23 protein-coding genes are annotated in these 24,822 nt (G+C 50.7%); 5 read left to right on the forward strand and 18 right to left on the reverse strand.

The genetic code is table 11. The features are described from left to right. Positions 1-8: 8 nt before the first annotated feature. Positions 9-1,334, reverse strand: coding sequence for an ABC transporter substrate-binding protein (locus KXG62_RS06245; protein WP_218091080.1), 1,326 nt, complete (start codon positions 1,332-1,334; stop codon positions 9-11). Between the two features lie 36 nt (positions 1,335-1,370). Continuing rightward, positions 1,371-2,288 (reverse strand): dihydrodipicolinate synthase family protein, encoded by a 918-nt coding sequence (locus KXG62_RS06250; RefSeq protein ID WP_218091081.1) that lies wholly within the window; start codon positions 2,286-2,288, stop codon positions 1,371-1,373. 201 nt (positions 2,289-2,489) lie between these two features. Between KXG62_RS06250 and KXG62_RS06255 the strand changes: the two genes are divergently transcribed. Then, the gene (locus KXG62_RS06255) at positions 2,490-3,566 is read left to right on the forward strand and encodes a LacI family DNA-binding transcriptional regulator (protein ID WP_218091082.1); all 1,077 of its coding nucleotides are present in this window, start codon (positions 2,490-2,492) and stop codon (positions 3,564-3,566) included. A gap of 244 nt (positions 3,567-3,810) precedes the next feature. Here the strand turns inward: KXG62_RS06255 and KXG62_RS06260 are convergent, their stop codons facing one another. The 5 genes from KXG62_RS06260 to KXG62_RS06275 all read right to left on the reverse strand — a co-directional run bounded on the left by KXG62_RS06260 (position 3,811) and on the right by KXG62_RS06275 (position 6,547). Next, entirely contained in the window at positions 3,811-4,221 is a 411-nt protein-coding gene (locus KXG62_RS06260) for a CBS domain-containing protein (protein WP_218091083.1), read from the reverse strand. Positions 4,222-4,385: 164 nt separating this feature from the next. Next, entirely contained in the window at positions 4,386-5,084 is a 699-nt protein-coding gene (locus KXG62_RS06265) for an MFS transporter (RefSeq protein ID WP_218091084.1), read from the reverse strand. A gap of 162 nt (positions 5,085-5,246) precedes the next feature. Further along, positions 5,247-5,642 (reverse strand): helix-turn-helix transcriptional regulator, encoded by a 396-nt coding sequence (locus KXG62_RS34495; protein WP_343223436.1) that lies wholly within the window; start codon positions 5,640-5,642, stop codon positions 5,247-5,249. A gap of 57 nt (positions 5,643-5,699) precedes the next feature. Then, positions 5,700-5,957, reverse strand: coding sequence for a hypothetical protein (locus KXG62_RS34500; protein ID WP_343223437.1), 258 nt, complete (start codon positions 5,955-5,957; stop codon positions 5,700-5,702). Further along, complete coding sequence (locus KXG62_RS06275; protein ID WP_246627336.1) at positions 5,957-6,547, reverse strand: ankyrin repeat domain-containing protein; 591 nt, start codon at positions 6,545-6,547, stop codon at positions 5,957-5,959. The genes KXG62_RS34500 and KXG62_RS06275 overlap by 1 nt, the downstream gene beginning before the upstream one ends. A 243-nt stretch (positions 6,548-6,790) precedes the next feature. On the opposite strand from KXG62_RS06275, the gene KXG62_RS06280 reads away from it, so the two are divergent. Next, positions 6,791-7,573 carry a LysR family transcriptional regulator gene (locus KXG62_RS06280; protein ID WP_218091086.1) on the forward strand — a complete coding sequence of 261 codons (783 nt, stop codon included), beginning with the start codon at positions 6,791-6,793 and terminating at the stop codon, positions 7,571-7,573. Here the strand turns inward: KXG62_RS06280 and KXG62_RS06285 are convergent, their stop codons facing one another. Further along, complete coding sequence (locus tag KXG62_RS06285) at positions 7,574-7,957, reverse strand: VOC family protein (protein ID WP_218091087.1); 384 nt, start codon at positions 7,955-7,957, stop codon at positions 7,574-7,576. It lies immediately after the preceding gene. Between the two features lie 197 nt (positions 7,958-8,154). On the opposite strand from KXG62_RS06285, the gene KXG62_RS06290 reads away from it, so the two are divergent. Further along, the gene (locus KXG62_RS06290) at positions 8,155-8,874 is read left to right on the forward strand and encodes a metallophosphoesterase family protein (RefSeq protein WP_246627317.1); all 720 of its coding nucleotides are present in this window, start codon (positions 8,155-8,157) and stop codon (positions 8,872-8,874) included. 128 nt (positions 8,875-9,002) lie between these two features. Here the strand turns inward: KXG62_RS06290 and KXG62_RS06295 are convergent, their stop codons facing one another. The 5 genes from KXG62_RS06295 to KXG62_RS06315 all read right to left on the reverse strand — a co-directional run bounded on the left by KXG62_RS06295 (position 9,003) and on the right by KXG62_RS06315 (position 18,354). Further along, on the reverse strand, positions 9,003-12,488 hold the full coding sequence (locus tag KXG62_RS06295) for a collagen binding domain-containing protein (RefSeq protein WP_218091089.1): 3,486 nt from the start codon (positions 12,486-12,488) through the stop codon (positions 9,003-9,005). Between the two features lie 280 nt (positions 12,489-12,768). Next, positions 12,769-13,452, reverse strand: a complete 684-nt coding sequence (locus KXG62_RS06300; protein ID WP_218091090.1) for a class D sortase — start codon at positions 13,450-13,452, stop codon at positions 12,769-12,771. A 195-nt stretch (positions 13,453-13,647) separates the two neighbouring features. After that, entirely contained in the window at positions 13,648-16,206 is a 2,559-nt protein-coding gene (locus tag KXG62_RS06305; protein WP_218091091.1) for a bifunctional diguanylate cyclase/phosphodiesterase, read from the reverse strand. A 25-nt stretch (positions 16,207-16,231) separates the two neighbouring features. Then, entirely contained in the window at positions 16,232-17,041 is an 810-nt protein-coding gene (locus tag KXG62_RS06310) for a 6-carboxytetrahydropterin synthase (protein ID WP_246627318.1), read from the reverse strand. A gap of 20 nt (positions 17,042-17,061) precedes the next feature. Then, positions 17,062-18,354: a DNA-methyltransferase gene (locus KXG62_RS06315; protein ID WP_218091092.1), complete on the reverse strand. Its 1,293-nt coding sequence runs from the start codon at positions 18,352-18,354 to the stop codon at positions 17,062-17,064. Between the two features lie 253 nt (positions 18,355-18,607). Between KXG62_RS06315 and KXG62_RS06320 the strand changes: the two genes are divergently transcribed. Beyond that, complete coding sequence (locus KXG62_RS06320) at positions 18,608-18,871, forward strand: late competence development ComFB family protein (RefSeq protein ID WP_218091093.1); 264 nt, start codon at positions 18,608-18,610, stop codon at positions 18,869-18,871. 134 nt (positions 18,872-19,005) lie between these two features. Here the strand turns inward: KXG62_RS06320 and KXG62_RS06325 are convergent, their stop codons facing one another. The 3 genes from KXG62_RS06325 to KXG62_RS06335 all read right to left on the reverse strand — a co-directional run bounded on the left by KXG62_RS06325 (position 19,006) and on the right by KXG62_RS06335 (position 21,129). Further along, a complete protein-coding gene (locus tag KXG62_RS06325) occupies positions 19,006-19,611 on the reverse strand; it encodes a pentapeptide repeat-containing protein (RefSeq protein ID WP_218091094.1) in 606 nt (201 codons plus the stop codon). 36 nt (positions 19,612-19,647) lie between these two features. Beyond that, entirely contained in the window at positions 19,648-20,295 is a 648-nt protein-coding gene (locus KXG62_RS06330) for a pentapeptide repeat-containing protein (protein ID WP_218091095.1), read from the reverse strand. A 183-nt stretch (positions 20,296-20,478) separates the two neighbouring features. Beyond that, the gene (locus KXG62_RS06335) at positions 20,479-21,129 is read right to left on the reverse strand and encodes a copper amine oxidase N-terminal domain-containing protein (protein WP_218091096.1); all 651 of its coding nucleotides are present in this window, start codon (positions 21,127-21,129) and stop codon (positions 20,479-20,481) included. A gap of 187 nt (positions 21,130-21,316) precedes the next feature. Between KXG62_RS06335 and KXG62_RS06340 the strand changes: the two genes are divergently transcribed. Further along, complete coding sequence (locus KXG62_RS06340) at positions 21,317-21,658, forward strand: hypothetical protein (protein ID WP_218091097.1); 342 nt, start codon at positions 21,317-21,319, stop codon at positions 21,656-21,658. Positions 21,659-21,818: 160 nt separating this feature from the next. Here the strand turns inward: KXG62_RS06340 and KXG62_RS06345 are convergent, their stop codons facing one another. Beyond that, complete coding sequence (locus tag KXG62_RS06345; protein ID WP_218091098.1) at positions 21,819-22,859, reverse strand: LacI family DNA-binding transcriptional regulator; 1,041 nt, start codon at positions 22,857-22,859, stop codon at positions 21,819-21,821. Between the two features lie 285 nt (positions 22,860-23,144). Further along, the gene (locus KXG62_RS06350) at positions 23,145-24,782 is read right to left on the reverse strand and encodes a glycosyl hydrolase family 28-related protein (RefSeq protein ID WP_218091099.1); all 1,638 of its coding nucleotides are present in this window, start codon (positions 24,780-24,782) and stop codon (positions 23,145-23,147) included. Between the last annotated feature and the right edge of the window lie 40 nt (positions 24,783-24,822).

Genomic DNA, 24,822 nt, shown 5'->3' on the forward strand with positions numbered 1-24,822 from the left:
AAATACCGTTATTTTTTCCCATCGGCTATGATTTTGTTTATTTCTTCGTCGAGCTGGCGAAGCGCCGTGTTGATATCCTTCGTGCCCTTCAATATATCCGTATTGTATTTATTCATCGCCGTTCTCGCTTTGCTATCGAATAGCGTCGAAACGTGGGATTTAGCCGGGGTTGTTTTGTAGATGGCTTGAATATTTTTCCCCTTCAGGTAATCAACATTTTTACCGAATTCTTCTCTCACTTTCGCCTCTTTCAGTACAGGCATTTTGGCGTTCCGTGACATGTCAAGCTGCGTTTCTTCGGATAGAAGCACTTCCACCACCTTATATGCGGCATCCTTGTTCTCGCTGATGGATGTGACGGCGATGCCGTGTCCATCGAATTCATGACCGATCCCCGGCGCTTCCTTGAAGCTCGGGAAAGCCGCCATGTCCCAATTCAGTTGGCCGCTCACTTTCGATATATACGGCAGGAGATTGATTCCTGCAAACATGCCGACCTTGCCCTTCGTAAACTCACCATAATTGCCGGGGCTGACGAAATTTTCTTTATAGCCCGGTATTTCATAGAGCGTCTTGTACATTTCGTAAATTTCTTTCCATTTCTCGCCGGTAACCATTGACTTTTGCGTCTTTGCGTCGATGATCGGCAAACCGAGCGCCGAAGCCACACGGAACACGTGATCCGGATCGAGGCCCCTGTATGCGTTGCCGTCGACCGTCCGCGTAAGCTTGCGCGCCAGTTCAATCGTTTCCTGCCATGTCATGCCGTCCTTCGGGTAGGCCACACCGAATTTGTCGAACAAATCCTTGTTATAGTAAAGCACGTTAAAATGCCTCGTGAACGGGACGCCCGATAAATATTGGCCGCCACTGGCGATCTTGAACGATTCTAGAGCAACCTGCTCAATTTTATTAGTATCGATTTTATGCTTTTTGAGCATGGGCTCCATGTTATCCGCCAGTTTCGCCGTGATCACATCGTCGAACAGCAAGTTCGCCTCGAACAGCAAATCGAATTTTTCGCCTTTGGCCAGCAGCAGCTCATACCGATCGACGGAATATTTTTGCCGAATGAGCTCCAGTGTAATATTCGGGTATTTCTTCTTCACCGGCTCGACGATGAAACGCTGAAACTCCTCATCCGTCACCAATCCCGTATCGACAATTTTCAGCGTGACCGGCTTGCTCCGGTCAAATCCGTCTGCCGGCTCGCCAGGCTTCGGACTGTCTTCGCCAGCGCGGTTAGCGTTCCCTCCCGGGCTTGCGCTTCCGCATCCGGCCATGGTCATAGCGAAGGCAAGCGTAACGATAAACGACTTCCATTTGCGATTCATATGAAACTCCTCCTCTTAATAAGCTTGACTACCCGACTACAGATTCATGGCATCCCGGAATATGCGGGTTAATGAATGCAAATAATCCACTTCCAGCTTGTGTACGCCGGTTAAGGTTTGATGATCCTGACTGCGGCAGTCCAGCCCGATCGGCATCCCTTCCTTCCGTAAATGATACTTGGCGTTCGCCGGATACGGCTGCGAACCGATCAATGCCGTCGTGCTGAGAAACGCCTGGACGGCCTCCGCCTTCTGCGGCTCTTGCTTCCAGTTCTTCGTAAGCCAAGCATACAGATCGGGATGAAAATTACTCATCACGCCGCTAAATCCCGACACGCCCAGCTTCAATGATTCAAGTAATGTGGCGGAGTTTGCATTAAAGATCTTCAGCTCACTTCCTTGAACCGCTTTCATTTTGGCGCTCACATCGCTCAGGCTGCACGAAGTATCCTTCAGGAAGTAGAACCGTCCGGTCGAAGCGCACCATTTCAAAAGCTCGGGACTTAACAACCGCTTATACGGATAAGGACATTCATATAAGCCGAAGCGGATACCCGGCAGCTTCTCCAGCAGCGTTTGCGCATGCCGAATCCAAACTAAATCCGGTTCATCCGCTGCTGCAAGCCGGTTGGTCACCATCACAAAAGCATCGATCCCCGTTCGGGCGATGCTCTCAATTTCTTCGATCTGGTCTTCCAGACGATCCGAAATATGTCCCGAGGCGATCACTGGAATTCGGCCGTCAACGCTCTTCTTGACAAACCGGGCCAGTTCAACCCGTTCCTCCAGACGGAGAAAGAACATTTCACTCGACTGGCACACTGCGAACAGACCGTCCACCCCCTGATCAAGGTACCAGGCAATCAATCGTTCCAGACCGGCATAATCGATGGCACCCGATTCCTTGAAGGGAGTGACCATCGTAGGCCATACTCCATCTTCCATTTCATCCATTTCGTTACCCCCTATTTTGTTATGTTTGTAACCTTGTTAGCATTTTTACACCTTTAAAGTAATGCATTCCATACCAACCGTCAAGAGTGAAAAACAAATATTTCTTGTTTGACTTTTCACTGTTTTTATTTAAAATTAGTTTTGTTAGTACATATCATCCGAAGCTAACAATTTCCCGACCGGTGGTGAAGAACTTCCGATATGAAAGTGTCCATGCAACAAATTGCCGATCGTCTGGGCGTATCCAAATATTCCGTGTCCAAAGCATTGTCCGGTAAACCCGGCGTGAGCATGGAAACAAGGCTGCAGGTGATCGAAGCGGCCAAAGCCATGGGATATCGCTGGAAGCAGAAAAAAGCTTCCGGGGGGTCGGAAGCTTCCGGCGATCCGATTGCGCCTAACAAAAGAAATAAGAAGCCCGCCCACGAAGCTGCCGATTCACAGCCCTTCATCTTCGTATTGATCGACGCTTCCAAGCTGAACGAGGTATATTTTTGGAATCGTGTGTTAGCCGGCATTATTAGCGGGTGTAACGAAATCGGATGGAAGCATCTGATGATTACGAATTCCGGCGAAGACACGGCGTTCATATTCCCCGCTTATGCCGACCGCTCCGCTTGCGCAGGGATTGTGGTGATTGGCGATGTGCCCGCTTCTTACTTGTTATCTTTGAAAAAACTGGGCATTCCGATCATTTTGACGGATCACGAAGAACCTTTATCCGGGCTTGATTGCGTGGTCAACTCCAATTTCGAGGCAGCCAGGGAGCTGTGTAAGCGGATCATTGCATCCGGCAGCAGATCGATCTTGTTTATCGGCTCCGATCATCATTCCGTCAGCTTCACGCAGCGATGGTGGGGCTGCCAAAACGCGGTCTTCGAGGAGAATCAAGCGGCCAAAAAGCAGCTCGCCTTGCGCAAATGGAATCTGCCGTCCAAATATGAGCGGTGGCTTCCGGTACTAGAGGAAAAAATCGCGGGACTCCAGCAAGAGATGCTTCCCGATGCCATTGTTTGCGCCAATGACGAGATTGCGTTCGACCTGCTGAATTTATTGCAAAAATATCAGTTCGCCGTGCCTCGGGATTGCAAAGTGGTCGGATTTGACAATACCGACAAAGCGGCCCACTCCATTCCCCCTTTGACTACCGTCGATCTGGGCAAAGAGATGCTCGGGTATAGAGCGATCGAAGCGCTGCAGCGTAGAATTCTCAAGCCTGGTACGCCTACCGAAAAAATATTGCTCGCCTACCGGCTAGTAGAACGGGAATCCGGGTAACTCTCTCCGCTTGGAAATGATGAAGCCCACTTGTCCCATCGGACGAATCTGGTTTCGTCTCCAGCAGCCGATCAGGCCTAATCAAGAAAAGGAACCGATTTCCGAAAAAACCGAAAAGCCTTAGTCCGGTTCCGTACCGTACTAAGGCTGCCTGCCGCGCGAATGCACCGGCCTATGATGGACCTGCCGTTCGATCTAGCGGGTCCCGATTCGCCGTCCCTTCGGACGACATTCGAAGAGACATTCAATCCGTAATATTGCTCGTGTAGTACTCGATGATATCTTTGCGCCGTATAATTCCGATAAAGAGCTGGCTCTCTTCATCCTCTACGACGGGAACGAAGTTCTGATCGGCCGCCAGTTCGAGCATATCCTCCAGATTGGCTTTGACCGACACGCTCTCGTTGCGAATGCGTCGCTTGATTTCATGCACTTTGACCGTATTCAGGCTGTCGAATCTCAATCCGGCCGTACACTTCATCTTCCACAGCAAATCCCCTTCGGAGAGCGTGCCCACGTATTTCCCTTCCTCGTCAATGACGGGGATGGCGGTATATTGAGTTTGCTCCAGCTTCTCGAGCGCTTCCTGCATGTTGGCGGACGCACTGATGTAGGCCACCTTGTTCTTGGGGAACAAAAAATCGGATATTTGCATCGGTCCATACCCCCTTCTGTAAAAAAAATATGGTACCAGTGTAGCATACACCCGGCAAAAAAGAAAAAAGATGCCAGCATTCGGCCGCTAGCGATGTCTTACGCTACCCGAACTTTGGCGGCAGAAGGAACTGCGCAGCACCAACACGCCTGATAATAAGCCTATCAGCACGATGCAAGCCGAAAGCCGATCGTGACCTGCACGATGTTCAGCGCAACCGAAAGGATCAATCCCGACCAAATGTAAAGGCGTATCCGGGCATCGTTAACCGATAACAAGGGCGCTTCGCTCCCGTGCATCCCGTCACTGGCTTCATTAGGCACTACAACCAGCAGCAGGATGACCATCGCGAACAGCAGCACAGCCGCCGCGTACATCGGCGCCATTCCTCCGCTCATCGCCGGCCCCAGCACGAATCCGAGGCCGTTGGCTGCGCCGAACAAAGCCATTCCTCGCGTGCGCGTGTCCTGCGTCGTCCAGCCCATCACATACGCCTGAGCCTGGGCCGGTATGCCGCCGAAAGAAAAGCCGGCAATGCCTCGCAGCAGCAAAAATATCCAGAACAAGCCCGCCGCTCTCTCCGCTTTTGCCGAAATGTCTGCCAGCAGAGCAAAGGCAACCAATGCCGCTACGTAGATAAGCATATTTAAACTCAACATCGCTTTGCGACGCATAAACGTCCTTCGCTCCCAAAAATACCCTCCGAGGAGCCAGCAGAGCCCCGTTACGGATACGAACGCGCCTGATTGAATCTCGCTCAAGCCCAAATGGCGCGAAAGCGGACCAATGACAGGATTGAAGGCGGCAATCGAGTTCATTCCGCACAATACAATGAGAAACATAACAACAAACTTAACCTTCATGCGACATGCTCTCCATCCGGTTAGCCGAAAATACGCGGCCTCTTGATGCAACCAAGCATACGATGGGAGAAACTCCTCCGGCCACCGGCAGCCGGAGTACATTCCCGGTTAGCGGGATGGCCGCCGCGCAGAATGCCAAAAAAACCGCTCCGAAGAGCGGCTTCAAGGGGTATGGTTTGCATCGGCTTCCGAAACGTACCGGGCGCAGCTCCGAACGAAGACGCCTGGATTAATCCCGTACTTGCTCCGGAACGCTTCCGAGAAATGACTTGGATTGGAATAGCCGACGGCGAGCGACGTTTCCGTTACGTTCATATCGCCCTGCTGCAATAAGCGATAAGCCTTCTCCAGCCTGATTTCCCGCAGGAAGGCGAATACGGTCGTTCCGAACATCTCCTTGAACCCTTGCTTTAATTTGAAATCGTTCAGGCCGATCATCCTCGACAACTGCAGCAGCGTCGGCGGGTCCTCCATCATGTTCGTCATCAGGTCTTTGGCTTGGCGGATTTTGACCATATCGCCGGCTGACAGCTTGACTGCGTTGAACCGGTATGCCAATCCCTACCATCCGAAACGGCCGGCTGCCGACGAATTCAAAGCGGACATCCGCGGGGTTCATAACTTGACTTCTCTGGCCCCCTGCAGGCAATAATTAACTTCCACCATCGGCGTCTCGTTGACCAGAGGCACAGCGCGATGATGGTGCAGCGTATAATCGGAGACAACGACCTCCAAATCGGAACGGGGAACGAAACGGTGAATAATGCCTTCACCGATCCCAGGCAGCAACGGCAGCCGCTCCGTACGGCTGGCCTGCTGCCTCGGCAGCTGCAGTCCGTCGAAAAATTGGTTAAAGTTACGGTGAAAATCCATTAGGCTCCGGCCCTTAGCAAGATCGCCTCAATCTCCTTAAAGCCGCGCTGCCTTGCATGCATGAGTGGAGTGACCCCTTCCTTGTCCGCGATCGTCACATCCGCGCCGTGATCGATTAACAGCTGCACAATCTGCTGGTGCTTCTCTCCGCCGCTGCCCAAAATGACCGCTTCCAGCAGCGCCGTCCAATGCAAATGGTTGATATGATTCACATCGATATCCGATCGGGTCAGCAGCTCCCGCACTACCTCAACATGGCCGCGCTCCGATGCCGGGATGAGCGCCGTTCCCCCGTACCGGTTCGTCAGCTTCGTGTCTGCGCCGGCGCCAATCGCCAGCTTTACGATATCCAGCAGCCCTTCCGCCCCGGCATACAGCAGCACATTATTCAGGCTTTGATCCCGCAGGTTGATGTCTGCGCCTTTGCGAATCAGTGCTTGCACCGTGGCCGGCTGGTTTCCATAAGTCGCGGCCATGGCGGCCGTTCTGCCGCTCCGGTCGGTGCCGTTGAGATCCGCTCCCGATTCCAGCAGCTTCAGCACGGCGTCCGTATCGCCTTTTTGCGCCGCAGTTATCAGTTGTTCGTTCAATAGGCTCACCTTCTTTTCTTCATTCACGGATTGCGTTACCGCCGATTCGCTGTGCGGCGGCTGTGTTATGGAATTCGACCGGCATGCGGCCAGTAAAGCCACCGCAAGAAGCATCCAATGGCGGGTCATGTCAACACCTCTTTGCCCTTTCATAACAATATGCTACCATAGGGTAAAGCTATATGAATAATATTAATAAAATTACATTTCCATAGGTTTATCATATAAAAGGGGGCCTTCCCGTTGGACATCAGGCAGCTGCGATATTTCAAAGCGATCGTGGAGGAGCGGCAAATTTCCGCCGCGGCCAAAAAGCTTCATATGTCTCAACCGCCGCTAAGTCAGCAATTAAAGGCGATGGAAGAGGCGCTTCTTGAGGTACGAGAAGTCGGAGACGGAGTTAACGGACGTCTGTCGATCGGGGTCAATACATTTTCGGCAGTGGAGCTGCCGGACTTGCTGCGTCAATTCCAACGGCACTACCCGAAGGTAACCTATACCATTCAGCAAAACGAGTCGTCCCATCTATGCAAGCTTGTCAGGGACCGGACCATCGAGCTGGCCATCATCCGGCTGCCGCTGGAGCTTGGCGATTTTTCCGTTCTCCATCTGCACACGGAGCCGTTCTATTATATCGCCTCCCAGCAGCGGCCGCCGTTAGGTCATGACATATCGCTTGCGGATATAAGCGAAGCCCCGCTCTTATTGCCGAGCACCGAAGGACTCGGCGTCCACTACTTGATCTCGGAAGCATTCTCGCGGCGCGAGCTGCACCCCCGCATCGCGGGCGAATGCTCGGACATGACGCTGCTGATGGAGCTGATCTCCTCCGATTTTGCTGCGGCGATCGTTCCGGAGACCGTGCTTTCCCTTCATCAAGGGCACGCGATACACGCCAGCCGAATTTCGAGCGACGAGCTGTCCTCCCCGGTCGGCTTCATCTGGCTGAAGCATCATTACTTGTCTGCGGCCGCGCAGCATTTCATCGATCTGTATCGAGCGAGAATGAGCAGCGATTGGGCGTGACTAGGAGCCATATGGCGAATCGAATTCAATGATGTTATGATCCGGATCAAGGACGTAGATTTGAGCAAAACCCGCTACGCTTTGCGGTCTCGCCTCATACGGTACCCCGGCCTGTTCCAGCCATTCGATCGTGCCCTTATAGCTCTTGACCCAGACGGCAAAATGTCCGTCGACCGTATCGATCTCCCCGGTGCGCAGCGTTCCCCCTTGCGGGTGTTCCAGCAAATGAAGCTGATGAGGCCCGACAGCATACCAGATGCCCTTGGAATTGAAGGGCGGCCGCTCGATTTCCTGAAGTTGGAGCACTTCGGAATAAAAACGTCTTGCCTTCTTCAAATCTCTGACTGCAATGCTTACATGATGCAATCGCTCAAACTCGATCATCGTTCATCTCTCCTTCAGGCCCTCGTCTTGCGCTGAGGTCTTAAGCTTCTTTCCTCTCCATAGTCCACCCTTTTCCATATGAAGTCAAGCTTCCGACCGCACTCATTCAATAAATGTTCTGTTTAAATTGGGAAATAACGTATATAATGGGGAAAGTATTTTTACATTCAACGGGTTGTAGCAAGGAGGACTGGCATTTGGGCAGAACGCTTGCAATAAGCGACATTCATGGCTGCTTTGAGGAGTTCGGCGCCTTGCTGGAGCTGGTGAACTATCGCCCTGAGCAGGACCGGCTCATATTGCTTGGCGATTATATCGATCGCGGGCCGCAAAGCAAGGAAGTCGTCGAGAAAGTTATGACGCTTCATGAACAGTGGGGCGTCGTCGCCTTGCGCGGAAATCATGAACAGCTGATGATGGATGCGCTTCAAAAAGATGAAGATGCGCGATGGCTCAAAAACGGCGCGCTGCAAACGATCGCCAGCTACTGCGATTTGTCCGTCTACAGCGACAGGCTGGATGAATCGCATTACCGTGCAGCCAAACAATATATGAAAGAACATTTTGCGGCGCATCTAAGCTTCATTGAATCGCTGCCCCTATATTATGAAACGGATCGGCATATTTTCGTTCACGCTGGAATCAATCCAGCCGCGGAAGATTGGAAGAACCAGTCGCTGCGCGATTTTATATGGATTCGCGACGAATTTTACAATTGCCCGACGGAACTGACGCAAACGGTCGTCTTCGGCCACACTTCGGCCAACAGGCTGCATGAGTCGGACGACATATGGTTTGGCGAGGATAAAATCGGCATTGACGGCGGCTGCGTCTATGGACATCAGCTGAACTGCCTGGTGCTTGAAGAGAACGGGACATGTTCTTCACACTTCATCAAAAGAAACACGGGTTCATGAACAGAGGCCCCGATGAAGAGCGGACAGTCCGCCCGGAACGCGAATTTGCCGCAAAAAAATACAGCCCCTTCGTTGTAGCGAAGGGGCTGTTCCGCCTGCCGGCAGCATCAGCCGGCAGACGATCGCAGTTACTTGCCGGACAAAACATATTTTCTCCATACGAAGCCGAGCGCAATAAGGCAGAGCCCGGCGATTTGCAGTGGCAGAGCGCTTTGTTCCCCCGTCTGGGGCAACCGAGCTCCGCTTGGTACATTACCCGGCGCTTGGCCGGGCGGCGACGCTTCATCGGTGCTTGGACTGCCTTGCGGATGGATCGTCGTCTCGTCGGGCGGATGCCCGGCTCCCGGCGTCTCGCCCGCAGACGTTTCCGGCGTCGGAAGCTCGACTACCGGCACATCCGGGTTCGGTATTACAGCTCCCGGATTGTTCGGTAACGGGATCACCGGTGTTGTCGGGCTTGGATCCGGCGTTCCCGGGTTGGGCTCACCTGGAGCCGAAGGTCCCGGTCCCAGCGTATCCGTATCCGGAGACTCGGAGTCCGGTGTATCGGTTCCCGGCTGATCCGTTCCCGGGTTGCCACCTGGATTACCTCCTGGATTACCGCCCGGATCGCCGCCGGGATTACCTCCCGGATTGCCACCAGGATCTCCGCCCGGGTTCCCACCGGGATTGCCTCCCGGATCGCCGCCGGATTTCTTGTTCGTGATGTCCCTAAGGACCACTGCGGGCTTATCGATCGTAACCGGATATTCCTTCGGATCGAGGACATACCCTGCCGGCGCTTTGTCTTCCTTCAGCACGTAGCTGCCGTACAATACATTTTTGAATTCGGCAATTCCCGTCGCGCTGGTCGTCACCGTGTTCACCCAAATGCGGTCCGACCCGGCCACGCGGTACAAGCTGAAGACCGCGCCTTCCAGCGTCGTGGAAGCATTCGCTTCGTCGACCTTCTTCACCGTCACGGCACCCCGCACGCCGCTGCCCGTACCCGAGCCGCTGGACACGCCGACGATGATGTCCTTGGTGGTCGGTACAATGACCGTCTGGACATTCGTCCCGCTAAAATCAACCGTATTGGTCACATGGTCTCCGTTGTTTGCCACAATCAGCGATTGGTATTCGAGAATATAAGCGGTACGAATATCTCGCAGAAAGGTGAGGACAAACGTTTGACTGCCGTCATCTCCGGTTTGGATTTGCAAGCGGTAGTCGGTATCCTTGATCAGCTCAGGGCCGGATTTGCTCACGTTCCCGCCGGAGGCAACCGTCGTCGGGTACAGATGGAACGATTCCGGTATCAAAATCTGGTTGCCGCTCGGCGTATCGGTCAGCTTCGCATTTTGCACATACGATTGTCCCCGGTTCACCGCAATGCTCCAGTCGATTCGATCCCCGTTCTGCTTGCCGTCCTTGAAGGCGTATTCCCCGCCATACGGTATCGTAACCGATCCTTTCAAATCTTTGGAAGCCGGGGCTGTGCCGTCAAACACGTTCGCGGTATTGGGAATGACGTTTTCCACGATTTGGCCATCCAGGCTTGTCGCGAACTCCAGCCAATAAGGCGCCTGTATCGATTTGTTGAACTGCACGATCAGTTCTGCGCCGTTCCGGCTGACGGAGTAGTCGGAAGCTGGGATCTCCGCTCCCTTGCTCGGATTGCCGTTCGCAGCGATGAGCATGTCATACACTTTGACGCTTCCCGAAACGAGCGCCTGACCTTTCAGTAAGCTGTCAACAATACGGGCACTTGATAGTTGCTTCCCGTTATAATTGACCCCGACGGACCATATGATCTGCTTCGACGAAGCGTTGTAGCTGCCGAACTTGAAGCCGTTGTTTTTCGTTTCATTATTCGGTTCGAACGACGCCGACACGACTTTGGAGCCGCCGTCCCAATCGACTTTCGCCGTGTTCAGGAAGCTGGTCTTCCCGGCGGTGAGCCAGTCCACATTGAAATATGTTTTGTAGCTGATCGTGTACGTCGCGGAAGTGACCGTGTTGTTCAGCTTGATGACGAATCCGTCCGTCGCAGCCGGCGGGGTCGAAGCCCGATAGACGACTTCGTATACGGAGGAGGCCACACTCTGCGAAGTAATGCTGAGCGAACCCGGGACGAGCGTCAATCCGCCGTTCGTGAACGTGTCGGTAACCACGATATGGTTCATCGGATATTGATCTTCATTGATGCGAACCGTCCAGCTCACGGTCTTATCCTGATAATCGACGGTTCCCCGGCTTTTGTTCACGATCATTTGTATGACGTTCTGGGAATTCGTATCGGAATAAGTACCGGAAGTGACCGTATTCGCAATGCTGCCGTTGTCGTACACGCGATCGATCGCTTTCGTCTTGTAGACAATTTTGTAAGCGGATGTGACCTCATGTGCGAAACGGATCGTGAATCCTTTTTTCCCTGCTCCGGTCTCGGCAGCAACTTGGTAGTCCGCGCCTTCGGCAAGCGGAGAGCCTGCGGTCTCCTTGCCGGCCGAATCCAACGCAATCGGATACACGGCCAGCGAGCCTGGTACCAGCTCATGAAGCGCATCGAATCGATCTGTCAGCGAGGCGTCCGCTTGAGGGATGCGCTTCTCGTCGTAATTGTACAAGATGGCCCACGTGATCGTCTGTGTCTTCGCGTCGTAACCGGTTACAGCCTTCTTCAGATGGCTTCCCCGCTGAACGGTGACCGTTGCTGAAGAGCGGACTTCCGGGATATTGTCGCCTTGGAACACGGCTTCATTCGTGAAAGCCGCTGCGCTTGCATTGGCGATGCCGGTCGTGAACTCGACCCGGTAGGCGCTGCCGATCGTTTCGTCTTTGAACTTGACCGTCAGTATGCCCCCATTCAGTGCAGCCTCGTAACGATCCTCGCTGAGCGGATCTCCCCGCAGCACCGAACCGTCCAGATTCACTTGCAGCTTGTAGACGGCCGCAGTCACGGGTACCGCCATCGTGAGTCCCGCCGGAATCGAGTCCGTCACGATCGCGTTCTTCACCGGCTCCAGCGCCTTGTTGACATCGACCGCCCAGTCGATGCGGTCTGGATTAAAGCCTTGCGGGGTACCGCTCTTCTCGATGGAAGACTTCACGCTCGGCTTGAAATGCAGGGTGGCCGTGTAGCCGTTGCGAATCGGAAAGTAAATTTGCTGCTCCGTGCTTCCCTGAATCGTCTGCTTGTCGAACTGCGTGTTCACAGTAAGCGTGCCGTGTACATCGTCATTTTCAATTTTGTCGTTGAACGTCATCGTGACTTTACGCGAGGACGCTTCGACTTGGAACGTGCCGACGCTGCCGCCGTCTTCTTTTTTCAGCTCGGCGGCAATATCGTTGTACAGCTTGAACTGGGCGGGCAGCGAGAACGAGTAGACAGCTCCGTTCTTGTAGCCGTGACCGTTCGGAAGCTCCCAGGTGTAGTCCAGCGTGACGCTGGCACCTTGCTCGTACACGGGATCGGTTACCGTATTGCCGTCGGCATCCTTCACAGTGAGCGTAACGCCGGTCAAGATGTTCTCGCTGATCTGCTGCCCGGCGTCCGCATGGACCCATAGCGCTCCGTAAAAGCTTTGCATGAAAAGCAAAAGCGCCATGACCACAAGACTTGTCGTTTTCTTCAAAATCTTGTTCCTCCGTTCCTTCTCAGCATGGCAACAACCGCTGGAACTGGCGTTTGCTCCTTCGGATTTGATTGGCTTAACGAGTTCCTCCTTTCTCATAAAAGAAATGTTACATTTCGTATCACAATACATAATGTATCACAAACATTTTATTTATACAACCTCTGAGTCAGACGACCCATGCTTTGCCCGCAAATTACGCCAAGCCTTGCTCCAGCGCTAAATTACTGCATTCTCCCGTGCAGCTGCATGGCTTTGTTCAAGCCGCGGCGCATGACGTTCAGCTTGATTTCTCGATGATTTTCCCTTTGACAATGAGACGATGTGTAGCATTCCTCAGAGGATGACACGTAATCAACGTAATTTCCCGGTCTTTGCCGTTTCCTTTCAATACCCATACGTCCTCGGGTAGTACGTACAATTTCTCCTGCACCTCGTATTCGTATCGCTTGCTCCGCGTATCGACCTCGATCCGGTCCCCGACGTCCACCTCGTCCAGACGGTTGAAATTTTTCCCGTACGCCAAATTTCTGTGGCCGGCAATGGCATAGTTCCCGACTTCCCCCGCCTTGCCGGTGTTCGCCATGCTCGCTACGGACAACTGCAAGTTTTTCTCCGTCGCGTTCGTCAGCACCGGCAGCTTCAAGTCGATTTTGCCGATGACCAGCAGCGCCTCCGCCTGATCGGGCAGCTTCTCCCGCTGCGGCTCCGGTTCCGCAGGCTCCAGCGGTGACTCGGCTTGTACGGGGCGAATCGCTATAGAATCCGCACCTGCCGGGGGACTGGGTTCCTCGCTCTCCTCCAGCGGAGCTTGGTCCAGCCGAAGCAAGCTTTGCTGCCATTCGGCAAGTATTTGCTGCTGTCGGTAGTTATCATAGCGGTCCTTGACCGCCGGATACGCCAGCAAAATCAAGCCCGCGACGATACATCCCAGAAACGGAATTTGCTTGGCCGCCTTCTTCATCGCGCCTCTCCTCCTTCTCGCGCGCAGCGTTGCGCAACGTTCGGAACAACACTGCAAAGTAAGCTTATTATATGCCGAAGGACAAGCCTCGTCTATGCCGGCTATGAACTTGCCGTAAATAAATAAAATAAAACCGCATGCGAATTCGCATGCGGCTGCTGACTCTCGACTATTGAGGAATGCACCATACCAGTTTTACAGAAAGTCAAAGACAGACCTAGGCAGTCCGCCAACGGGATCCTTCTGTTTCATCAGCAATGCTTCAAAATCCTTATCCGACAAAGGTTTACTGAATAAATACCCCTGCGCTTCGTCGCAACGTCGTTGTTGAAGAAATTGAAGCTGTTCCTTGGTTTCTACTCCCTCTGCGATTACATTTAGCTTCAAGTTTTTAGCCAAGGCAATGATGGTTGAGGTGATCTCCTCTTCATCTGATTCATTTTTAATATCCGTTAAGAATGATTTATCAATTTTCAACGTGTTTATCGGGAGTTTTTTGATGTAGCTTAGTGAAGAGTATCCCGTTCCAAAGTCGTCGATCGCAATCTTAATTCCAATCCCTCTTAAAGCATTCAGCTTACTGACTACATACTCCTCTTGCTGCATGGCAATGCTCTCTGTAATCTCAAGTTCCAACAGCTCGGGATCAAGCCCCGTATCGGTCAATATTTGTTGAATATTTTCGACTAAGTTTTTTTGCACAAATTGCCGCGCTGAAAGATTGGCCGATACCTTCATCTGAGGATAGCCTGCTTTTTGCCACAAAACATTTTGTTCACACGCTCTGCGCAAAACCCATTCGCCGATCGGAACGATCAGTCCCGTCTCTTCAGCTATAGGTATAAATTCCATCGGAGAAACCAGTCCCATATCCGGCTGGTTCCATCGTATTAATGCTTCGCTTCCGGACACTTGTCCTGTTTTCAAATCGATCTGAGGCTGGTAATGAAGGACAAATTCATCATGCTCCAAAGCAGTACGTAACCGTTTCTCCAACTGAACCCGTTTGGATATTCGCTCATTCATTTCATGCGTATAAAACTGATAATTGTTTCTCCCTTGTTCCTTCGCACGATACATCGCAATATCGGCATTATGGACTAAGGTTTCAGCATCCGTTCCATCCGAAGGGTATAAACTGATCCCGAGGCTTGGCGTAATGTAAAGCTCGTTACCCTCGCAATCAAAAGGCTTGGACAGTTCGTCAAGAAGTTTTTGTGCGATAACCATGATATCCTCTTTTGTACTTCGCTGAATTTCAAGTACAAATTCATCTCCACCCGTCCTTGAAACGGTCCCGACCGCATTGATTTCTTTATAAATACGTGAAGCAACCCTCTGCAGCAAGATGTCTCCTACAGAATGACCGAAAGTATCATTAACAAATTTGAACCGATCAAGATCCACAAAAATTACCGCTAGACTACTTGCGCCATTATTCGTTTCTATACGTTCTTGTAATATCTTAATAAAAGAAATTCGATTGGGTAAGCCGGTTAAATAATCGTTAAAAGCAAAATATTCAATCTCTGCGTTCTTTGTCTTCAGCTCATCTGTATAGCGAACCAAACTATCTGACATAATATTGACTTGTTTTGACAACAAACCAAACTCGTCTTTTCTTTTTACTTTGAACTTGGCTTCGAAGTTGCCCTTTGCAACCTCATTCACTTTTTTCAAAATAACGCTAAGCGGGTTTACGATATAGGATGCGAGAATGATGCTAATAATCAAAACAACGAGAATGACGATTAAAGAAATGATTACGTTATTTTTAAGCTGCATATTTAATACATTCTGAATAATATGATAATCCGTTACGATCCCAATGACGTAAGGAGAATCAGACTTAATGGGTATAAAGCTTTTTAACACTTTCTTATCATTGATCGTTGTCATATAACTAATTACTTGTCCCGAACGCATCGACTCCGTAACGCTAGTAACGTCCCTTGACTTATCGATATAATTATATTTACCGAATTGAATTTCTTGGTTAACATAATCAATATGCTTTACGCCATCAATTTCTGTATATATCGGGGGTTGACCGAACGTTCGAGGATTAAAACCGGTAATTTCCAGTACGGTATCGTTGTTTTTAAGGAATGAGCTTAGTATCGATTCCGCTCCGACTTTATTTTTAAAGTAAATGATTTGCTCGTCTCGTACATACGGACTAATAATATAATCGGTCGTTCCATCATAATAATAACCCCATTTATCCACATGGTTGGGATCGGTATATGAAGTATTCATAGGACCTGACCAGTAATTCTCCAGCTTTTGACCTTCGGGAATACTTACCTTTCTAAAATCCAATAATTGATTAAAGGCGGTAAACCAATAGGTCCAACTTTTGGTGCTCATCCCTATCTCTTTGGGATCGGAAGCTTTTACGCCCTTAATGTCGTCATTTACTTTTGTTAGTAACGTAATGTGTGAAACCCCGATTTTTTTCGAAATCTCTTCCAGCTGTTCATTCGTCACTTTATCCACGTTTGGATTCAATGCATATTGCGCCGCAATTCCGGCAATGCGTAATTTTTCGCCAATCAAGTCTTCAACATACTGGGCACCGTATTGAGAATGCTCAATGGATATCCCTATTACTTTTGCGAGAATTTCGGTTTGCTTTACCTGGTCCGTTCTGAGAAGATTTTCAGTAAAATAATAATTTATAACGTTATTTAATAAAAGAATTAATGTCACAACTAATGAAAATATGATGGAGAGCTTCTTTTTTAGTGACATATTGATCATCCTTTGGCTGACATATCTATGCGAAATACTCGAAATAATTTTTCTTCGTTTCCCATAACCCTACTTTATATAGTTTTGGAAGATCTGTCTTAAGCATATCAAAGATTACAGCCGCCATGACTTCTCCCGTTGGATTTAATTCTTTAAATTGTTCCGTATCCAAATTCAAATGCTTATGATCAAATTTATCTAATACTGTTTTATTAACAACTGAATCCAGATCAGTTAAATTCATAATCATCCCCGTAATGGGATCCGGTTCACCGGCTACCGTAATATCGAGGTAGTAATTATGACCATGACCATGCGGATTATTGCATTTTCCAAACAACGCTTTGTTCTCCTCTTCCGATAGGTGATCGCTATGTAAACGATGCGCTGCACAAAAATGGTATTGCCTCGTTAAGAACACCATGGAATCTATCCCCTTTTCTGACTGCAAATAATGATTTTCTACCACTCGAATCCGGAACAATTCGACATCCACAAAACGATTACATAAGCGATCCCAAAGAAAGGCAGTTAAATTTTCTGTGGTTGGTATACGATCTATGAAAAATGGATGTTCTTTGTTTAAAAATTTGCCGTCAATTTCGTCGATAATTTGTTTAATCGTTTTATCAATTTCAATTACATTTATGACGACGCCCGATTTCTGGTCGATTTCTCCCCGAATCGTTAGTTCTAAAACATAATCATGTCCATGACCATTTCGATTGCTGCATAGCCCAAATATCCGATCGTTTTCCTCTTCACTCCATCCCTGGATCCGATAGGAATGAGCCGCCGAAAAACTTATTTTTCGTGTGATATAAGCTATCGCCATTTTCCCACTATCCTTTATGTTTAGAGTATTGATGTACATGTTGTGGTGTAATAATGTCCAAAGACATCCTTTATAATCAAATAACCATGATGCTGCTCCACATCGGATATCCATTGATCTCCTATGAGTGAGTTCGTTTTTTGAACTCTTTCTTGCAAAAGCGGCCAATCAAAACTATATTTTTTGTGATCAAGCTCGATATGCTGAATGTTATACAGAATCCATTCATGCGGAGAGTATATTTCCAATTCAACGCCATTACGACCCGCGACCGGTTTAGGGCGACGAACAAGCTTCAATTCGCTTTCACTAATTCCATCTTCATTAATGAGCGGCATTATATTATTAAAAATAATGCGGTTGTCAGGTAATAAATCAATGTCATTTGAGAAAAGAATAGCGTTTACGATTTTTACTTGATCCCCCATTTCCTCGACTAAGCCCTCGAGTTCAAAAAGAGAAAATGGAATATGGGTATGCTTTGAATAATGATCGCCTTGTACCAAAGATTTATCAAAACATTCTACCAGATTATGTACATTAATAGTAGTTCCAAGTTTAGCTAATCTATTTTGGGTGACATGAATGGCATGCTGACTACTATCACTTGCCATCCACCTGCGATTCAACTTCTCCGCGACAGCAACAAAGGAACCGCTTCCACAATAAAAATCTCCGACCAATGCATTTTCTTCAGTCGTCATTTCAATAATTCTTTCCATCAGTTTTTCCGGTTTTTGCGAAGGATACAACGTATCCTCGTCGCCTAGCGTTTGATAAATCCCCACATCATCCCATACCGATGATAGAAACATTTCATCTTTTTTAAGATAATGGGGTGTCCGGCTATACACAAACAAACATTCATGCGAAAGACCAAACTGTGAGTTATAGGGAAGTGGTTGATCATTGATCTTCCAAATGATCTCTGCAAGAAAATGATCTTTACCAAAGACCTGATCTAACATCACTTTTAAATAGTGTCCTTCTTTTTGATAGATTTGAAAGACGAATAGACCCGTTTCACTAAGCAATTCCTTAGCTAACCTTATTCTCTTTACATAATCTTGTTGGAACAGTTCCGAGTCTAAAAAGTGGTGCATCCCCCTAAACTCATCCCAAGCATTTATTAAATTGGTTTTGAGTTTGTCGCTGGGCATCGAAAATATTCTTCCGGAATTAAAGGGGCCGTCGAAATAGATTAAATCAAACTTCCCTTTATAACCATCGTTTAATAACTGTTCCATAATTAATAAATTATCGCCCCAAAACAATGCTCTTTCGGGTGATATTTCCTTGGGAATAAATTGCATATTTCGACCCCTTTTAAGCCTAACTGCCTATGATCTATTGGCATATTGACGTTTCGATTATGTATATTTCATTCGATTAAACAGCTTGGTCAGCACATTCCATTATTCTACATCATACGACTTTCTCCTGCAATCCATCCTAACTTTATAAGTAATGGAATTATCCTTTGGTTAGCAAAAAAGAGAGTTGTGGCAGCAGCACAAAATTATTGTATAATAACTTCATACTGATTGTAGAACAGGAGTCAGATCAATGGGTTTGCACAATGCAATGGAAACGATTGTTCTTGAAATATATGAGGAGTTTGAGAAGCAATATAAATTGGCATGCGTATGCAATCAATGCAAAGAAGATATTTGGGCGCTCGTTCTTAATCGAATTCCGCCGAGGTACGCTTCTACTCAAAAAGGTGAATTATTTGTCAAAGGTTTATACTTAAATCAACAACTCCGATCCGATGTGATGAGAGAATTAATGCGCGCATCATTAATTGTCGAACATAATCAACATCATTAAATGAATAATGGAATCCCAGCGATGCTAATCACAGCCTCTGGAAACAAAAGTGGAACGCATTGATGCGTTCCGCTTTTACTTTTTTTGTAAATTGTTTGTAGCATATACCGCTTCACGACTTGATGCTCGGAAAGTTAATCGATCCTGGCCCCGAACGAACGCAGAAATACAATTGCTTGAACCGCGTCCATCCGTACTCCCTTCACGTCCAGTGAACGGAAATCGATCCCGTCCATTACGGCCCCGCGCAAGTCGGCTCCCTGCAGCTTCGCCTTAGATAATTGGACCCGGGTAAGATCCGCATTGCGCAAATCGGCTTTTTCCAGATTGGCGCCGGACAGATCCGCTTCCGTGAACCGGATGCCTCGCAGCTGCTGCTTGGACAGCTGGACATGCCGCAAGTTCGTATAAGACCAATCCCCTTGCTGGATCGTCACTCCATCCAGCTGCGCTTTGGAGAAATCCGAGCCGGTCATCTTGCACTCCACGAATTTGGACACAAACAAGTTCGTTTCATGGAACGTGCAGTTCGTAAACGCGGATTCCGTATGTATCGAAGCATTCAGCTGAGCACCGCGAAAATCGCATTCCACGAACCGGCAGCCGGTCGTCGTAATCTCCTCCATCGAAGCGCCGTTAAACCGGCAGCGTTGAAAGGTGCAGCGCATCAGCTCCCCGAACCTTAAATCTTTGTGCGTCAAATCGACATGCTCATACGTTTGATCCACATATTGATACATAAGCGCTCCCCGTCCCGTCTTATTCTCTATAACCGGCTACTCTTTAATGACAAGTCCGAATTGCTTGGCAAACACGAATGCCTGCTCGCGGGAGATGACGCATCCCTGCAAGTCGGCCAGCGCCGCACCCAAGGCGTCGAATTCGCAGTCGCTCAAGTCGACTCCTTCCAGCTTAACGCCGGTCAGCTGCGCCCGATCGATGCGGGACCGGCTGAAATACATCTTTTGAACCGCCGCATTATAAAAATCCGCGCGGTACAGCGAGCACTCCCGAAACATCGTTTGCTTGGCGTTAGCGAAGCGAAATGTCGCGTAATCGGCGATGCAGTCGTAAAACCCGACATTCCGCAAGGTGGCCCCCGTGAAATCAATCCCGAGCATTTTGCAATCGTAAAACGCCGCACGATGGATGATCGCATCCTGGAGCACGGCGTTGGACAAATCGCATCGCTCAAACCGAACGTCGATCAGCTCCGCATCGGTCAGCGTCGTATCCGCAAAGGTTACGTTCCGAAAGACGATTTTATGGAACGAAACGTTGTCAGCCCGCTGGTTGTCCAAGGCGCAGTCGCTTATAATGCCCGCGCCGATCTCGTCTTCCGGCTGCAGCTGGTAAGCAGGCTGCGTAATATCAGCCAATGTTTTCGGAAGCTTGGGCGCTTCAATTAATGTTTTGCTACTCATCGGCAGCCTCCCCTTGCCACAGCTTCATCGCTCCACATGTACTCCTCTCACATTATACCATGAACAAACAAGTGCAAAAAAAGATCGATTGCAAGTTCCCCTGCATCGATCTTTCAGTACACCCAACGGAATAATCGGTTTTAGCGGGAGCGATAGGCTGCGGCAAGCGCATCTACGCGCTGCTTACGGTAAAACAACGATGCCATCCAATGGATCGGCGCCGCTGCCGGGCTGCAGACCGGTAACGAACCATTTGCCATCCTTCGCCTCCAGCGTCACTTTTACTGTGCCCTCTCCTGCACTGCCCGTCGACGTTTTCAGGTGAAATACGACATCATAGCTTGCGCTCGTGTTCCCCTCCTGAAGACCGCCGGTGACCTCGAAGCTGTCGACCCACGGGCTGGACAAACCGGTTACCCAGTGCAGTTCCTCGTACGAGGCGCGGGTTTGTCTTTGGAGCTCCGAAGACAGCAGCGCATACTGCACGGCGCCGTTCCGGCCTTTTACCGCTTCCGCCCATCCATTGACCGCTTGCCCGGCGGAAGTCGGCACAATCGCGCTTCGCAGCAAATTGACTTGCTGCTCAAGCGACGACCGGTCCGCATAATCCACCGTCACCTCCTGCTCCTTCTCATTCCACTTCACGTCTGCTCCCATCGCTTCGGCTACGGCGCGGATCGGCACCATCGTGCTGCCCTCGACGATTTGGGGCGGTACTTCGGCCGCGACCGGCGTGCCGTTGACAATGAGCTTGACCGGGTTAGCCGAATAGACGGCTCCGCAAAACAGAACTGCGGCAATCATCGAGCTGGGGATAACGATCCATTTCTTCATAGCGAACACCTCGTTAGCAGAATTTGTTTCTCTATCAAGGAGACGATACCGCAGCAAGAAAAGTTTCAGCAAGATGGCAATCGGTCTCAGGAAATGATTCCCATATCTTTCCGAACCGGCGGTTCCAACACGTTTAAAAGGTTGCCATCTGTACATAATGAGGGATGACAAGGAAAGGAGACGGCCGATGACGTTTACGAATATTGCCGCTTTTTTGCTGCTCACAAGCGTCGTTTATGTCGCCATGCAATATACGATCAGAGAGCTGCTGCTGTCCAAATTGCTCCCTCATGCCAAAAAAGCGGCCATGAACGGCAGCCAGTCCGCTCTTTACGTAAAAGACGCTTCGCTCAAAAAAGTGATCCATCATCCCGAGAGGTCCTCGCTGACAGCCATGATCGCCATGTGCACCGTAATCGACGGTACCTCGCGGAACGCAGTGGCACTCGTTGAATTTGTTTTTACGGAAACGAAACAAATCCGGGTTCACCGCACCGAGCTGATTGCCGAACCTGTCATGGGGCCGTAAGCGATCGGCTCTTGGCCGTTCCTCGCGCTTTCTCGTACCGCGCCTCATTGCCGCCTCCGCCGCTCCAGTCCCGTTCAGATCATGACTTGCCAGCCAATTCCGCAGGAAAAGACGCCGTCGGCCGGTTGGCACGAAAGCGCCCCTACGCTGTATCGCTTCGTTAGATTAGCTTCTTTACCGTATCGCCTTCGAAGAAAGGCCCCTGCAAGCGGATATGCTCATAAGGGAGGTGCGCGTTGGCGAGGCGCCACAGCATCCGGTCCGCCGCACGGTACCCGGTCTCCTTCATCGGCAGCACCGGATGCGTAATGCCCGGGATAAAGCTGTTATGGACATGGTCGAGCCGAATCATCGATACGTCCTCGGGGACCCGGTACCCCGTCTCGCTGAGCGCATAGTAGATCCAGGCCAGACTCATCTCCGTCGCGCACAGCAGCGCTGTCGGCTTCACCTGCTCCATGTGCCGCTTGAACGCACGGATCCATTCGACGCGGTTATCCGGCATATGAATCAGGTGATCCTCTTCGCAGAACGGCAAGCCCTCCTGCTTCATCGCTTCCACAAACGCCAGCCAGCGCTGCTTGTATCCGCGGGTCGTGTTCACGTCTCCGAAATAAAGCAGGCTCCGGTGCCCGTTCCGGGCCAAATACTGCACCGACTGCCACGTTGCATCGTGCACGTCCCAGATCACGCTGTCAACTTTCGCTCCGACTGGCGGAAAGTTGAGCAAGATCTTCGGCATTTTCAGCTCGAGCAGCAGCGCCTCCAGCGGCCGGCGAATGAGCGCGGTAATGAACAGGCCGTCCGCATACGGCAGCCCTTCCTGCTCCATCCAGCCAGGGAAGCTCGACGCGGTCAGCGAATCCGGCATAAATACAAGCTCGACCTTGTGCCCCATTTCCAGCATGCGCTCTTTAATTCCTTCAAACAGCATTTGAATGGAGGGACTGCGTGCAATATTCGAAGACGTAATGACGAGAAACCGCCGCTGTTTGACCGAAAGCCGCGGGATACCTTCATAGATCAGACTATTCTCCTGGTCTTTGGTCAAATAGCCCAGCTGATGCGCAAGCTGGAGCACCTCCTTGCGCGTATCCTCCGACATGCCCGGCAATCCTCGCAGCGCCTTGGACACCGTATAGACGCTTAATCCGAGCTGCTCCGCCAGAAGCGACAACGTCACTTTCTTTTTACGAGGCATGATTCCAAGTCCTTTCCGCCATGGATTCAACGAAATCACAACCAAGATGTATTGTGTTTTTATTGTATCATACGCCATGCGAAACCGCTTCCATAACCTTTCCATTTCCTGTTGCGGGGGTTGCAAGTTGAGTAGAACATCCAGCTGTTCATCGCAAACAAGAAGCAGGGGAATTCCGCTGGGTAGCGTGTATTCCCCTGCTTGCAGCAAATCCTCGGGGCAGCCGGATTCCTCTAGCTTGAGCTTGCGGCGTAGTGCATCGCGGGCCGGCTCGTTCCTCTGTCCCTATTCTTTCAGCTTAAATCCGCGTTTGGCCAGCTGATCCGCATATAACGACTGCGGCACCAGCGTATCTCCTTGCCCTACCCCTTCGACGAAATCTTCGGGCGATGAATTGTCGCCCGCCGGCACTTTCGTTTGCACACCGGAAGCCGGGCCTTTTGTGCCGATCACATAGCCATTGCCGAATTGCTTCGATTCGACGACAAAGGATTTGCCTTTCATATATTTGAGTCCGGCAGTGTTCCAGAACACCGATTGGGTTGTCGTTTGCCCGTGCAGCGTCGTGCCGTACGGACGGTACTTCGCCTCGAACAGATCGCCGTCCGCCGTCATGTTGTCGAACAGGTTCGCCATGCTCAGATGCATATGAAAGTCGCTGGCCAGCCGCGGGTCTTGCGACGAGCTGCGATACAGCACGTTGCCGCTGGTCCACATGCTTTTGAAGTCGAAGCCGTGCCGCGAATGAACCGACTTGCTGCCGATCACCAGGTTGTCGCTGCCGGCCATAATGAACCCGTAGCCGTTGCCGCCCTCGCCTTTGTACTGCGGATTTTGCACCGTGCTGTTGCGAATGGTGATCGAACGGGATTTATACAATTCAACGGCATCGGATAACGTGTGAATGTCGTCATTATTTTCCTGCGGCCGATACGTCGCAACCTCGTTCATCCACGCGTTGAGCGCATGGCGGAACTGGATCATTTTCGAGCCGTGCACCTCGTAAGCGCCGGTGCCCGCCTTGTCAAAGTCGAGATCGCCCCAGCCATCCTTCGGATTTTGCCGCATGCCGATCGACAAACGTTCGATGCCGACCTCTTCAATGGAAGGAGCCACCTTGTACACGGAAGCGTGATCGCGAAGCTTCAGCGGATAGCGTGTCGGAATGTCGACGGTAATCGTCCCGGCCTTGGCATCGACCGCCGTAATTTGCCTGTAAAACGTCGGCCCCTTCAAGCTATCGTTCCATTTGCCCGTCATGCCGTGCTCCGCAATGAACGCGCCGGTCGCCTCCGATTGAATAACGACGTACTCGCCCTTCTTCAGCCCGTCGACGGAGCTGACCGGTATGGTCCAGGTCGGCTCCATTACATCTTGCGACAGCGGTATTTTGCGGCCGGCGGGCTTGTGCCAATCGCCTCCTGCGGCCGGATACACCAGAATGACCCGCTTGTTCCGCATGGATGTTTCGTCGTTGCGGAGGAAGGTCGCTTGCGTGCCTTCGCCGCGCAGCACGACGCCGCTGTGCCGGATGCACAGGGCGCACTCCCGTCCTTTGTCCGGTCGGATGCCGTAGGTGCCTGCCGGCAGCAGCACAACACCGCCTCCAGCAGCCCCCGCCTGGTCAATCGCCTTCTGGATCGCAGCGGTGGAATCGCTCTTTCCCGTCGGATCCGCACCGAAGGTTACCGCATTGTACGTTTTGCCCGGCGGATTGGAAGGAATCGGCTTCTCGCCCATATGATAGCCAGCGTAAGAGAAGTCGTGCAGAAACCGTCCTTCTGCATCCTTGAACCCGGGCTTCCAGTCTTTCGGGTACAGCGCACTGCGCCATCCGCTCTCTTCGGCGGGCTTCTCCGAGCAGGAAGTAATCAGTACGGTAAACAATAGAGCAAGCGGAACAAGCACTTTCATTTTATACATCCGAATATCTCCCATCACGTGGCGTCAGTTTTATCTCGTC

Origin of the sequence: Paenibacillus solanacearum, from assembly GCF_910593845.1 — a bacterium.
Taxonomy (GTDB): Bacteria; Bacillota; Bacilli; order Paenibacillales; family NBRC-103111; genus Paenibacillus_G; species Paenibacillus_G solanacearum.

What these genes read in the sequence shown, in the direction of transcription:
- KXG62_RS06245 (WP_218091080.1), bottom strand. Translation starts at nt 1,334, where the DNA reads ATGAATCGCAAATGGAAGTCGTTTATCGTTACGCTTGCCTTCGCTATG.
- KXG62_RS06250 (WP_218091081.1), bottom strand. Translation starts at nt 2,288, where the DNA reads ATGGATGAAATGGAAGATGGAGTATGGCCTACGATGGTCACTCCCTTC.
- KXG62_RS06255 (WP_218091082.1), top strand. Translation starts at nt 2,490, where the DNA reads ATGAAAGTGTCCATGCAACAAATTGCCGATCGTCTGGGCGTATCCAAA.
- KXG62_RS06260 (WP_218091083.1), bottom strand. Translation starts at nt 4,221, where the DNA reads ATGCAAATATCCGATTTTTTGTTCCCCAAGAACAAGGTGGCCTACATC.
- KXG62_RS06265 (WP_218091084.1), bottom strand. Translation starts at nt 5,084, where the DNA reads ATGAAGGTTAAGTTTGTTGTTATGTTTCTCATTGTATTGTGCGGAATG.
- KXG62_RS34500 (WP_343223437.1), bottom strand. Translation starts at nt 5,957, where the DNA reads ATGGATTTTCACCGTAACTTTAACCAATTTTTCGACGGACTGCAGCTG.
- KXG62_RS06285 (WP_218091087.1), bottom strand. Translation starts at nt 7,957, where the DNA reads ATGATCGAGTTTGAGCGATTGCATCATGTAAGCATTGCAGTCAGAGAT.
- KXG62_RS06300 (WP_218091090.1), bottom strand. Translation starts at nt 13,452, where the DNA reads ATGAAGAAGGCGGCCAAGCAAATTCCGTTTCTGGGATGTATCGTCGCG.
- KXG62_RS06305 (WP_218091091.1), bottom strand. Translation starts at nt 16,206, where the DNA reads ATGTCACTAAAAAAGAAGCTCTCCATCATATTTTCATTAGTTGTGACA.
- KXG62_RS06310 (WP_246627318.1), bottom strand. Translation starts at nt 17,041, where the DNA reads ATGGCGATAGCTTATATCACACGAAAAATAAGTTTTTCGGCGGCTCAT.
- KXG62_RS06315 (WP_218091092.1), bottom strand. Translation starts at nt 18,354, where the DNA reads ATGCAATTTATTCCCAAGGAAATATCACCCGAAAGAGCATTGTTTTGG.
- KXG62_RS06320 (WP_218091093.1), top strand. Translation starts at nt 18,608, where the DNA reads ATGGGTTTGCACAATGCAATGGAAACGATTGTTCTTGAAATATATGAG.
- KXG62_RS06325 (WP_218091094.1), bottom strand. Translation starts at nt 19,611, where the DNA reads ATGTATCAATATGTGGATCAAACGTATGAGCATGTCGATTTGACGCAC.
- KXG62_RS06330 (WP_218091095.1), bottom strand. Translation starts at nt 20,295, where the DNA reads ATGAGTAGCAAAACATTAATTGAAGCGCCCAAGCTTCCGAAAACATTG.
- KXG62_RS06335 (WP_218091096.1), bottom strand. Translation starts at nt 21,129, where the DNA reads ATGAAGAAATGGATCGTTATCCCCAGCTCGATGATTGCCGCAGTTCTG.
- KXG62_RS06340 (WP_218091097.1), top strand. Translation starts at nt 21,317, where the DNA reads ATGACGTTTACGAATATTGCCGCTTTTTTGCTGCTCACAAGCGTCGTT.
- KXG62_RS06345 (WP_218091098.1), bottom strand. Translation starts at nt 22,859, where the DNA reads ATGCCTCGTAAAAAGAAAGTGACGTTGTCGCTTCTGGCGGAGCAGCTC.
- KXG62_RS06350 (WP_218091099.1), bottom strand. Translation starts at nt 24,782, where the DNA reads ATGTATAAAATGAAAGTGCTTGTTCCGCTTGCTCTATTGTTTACCGTA.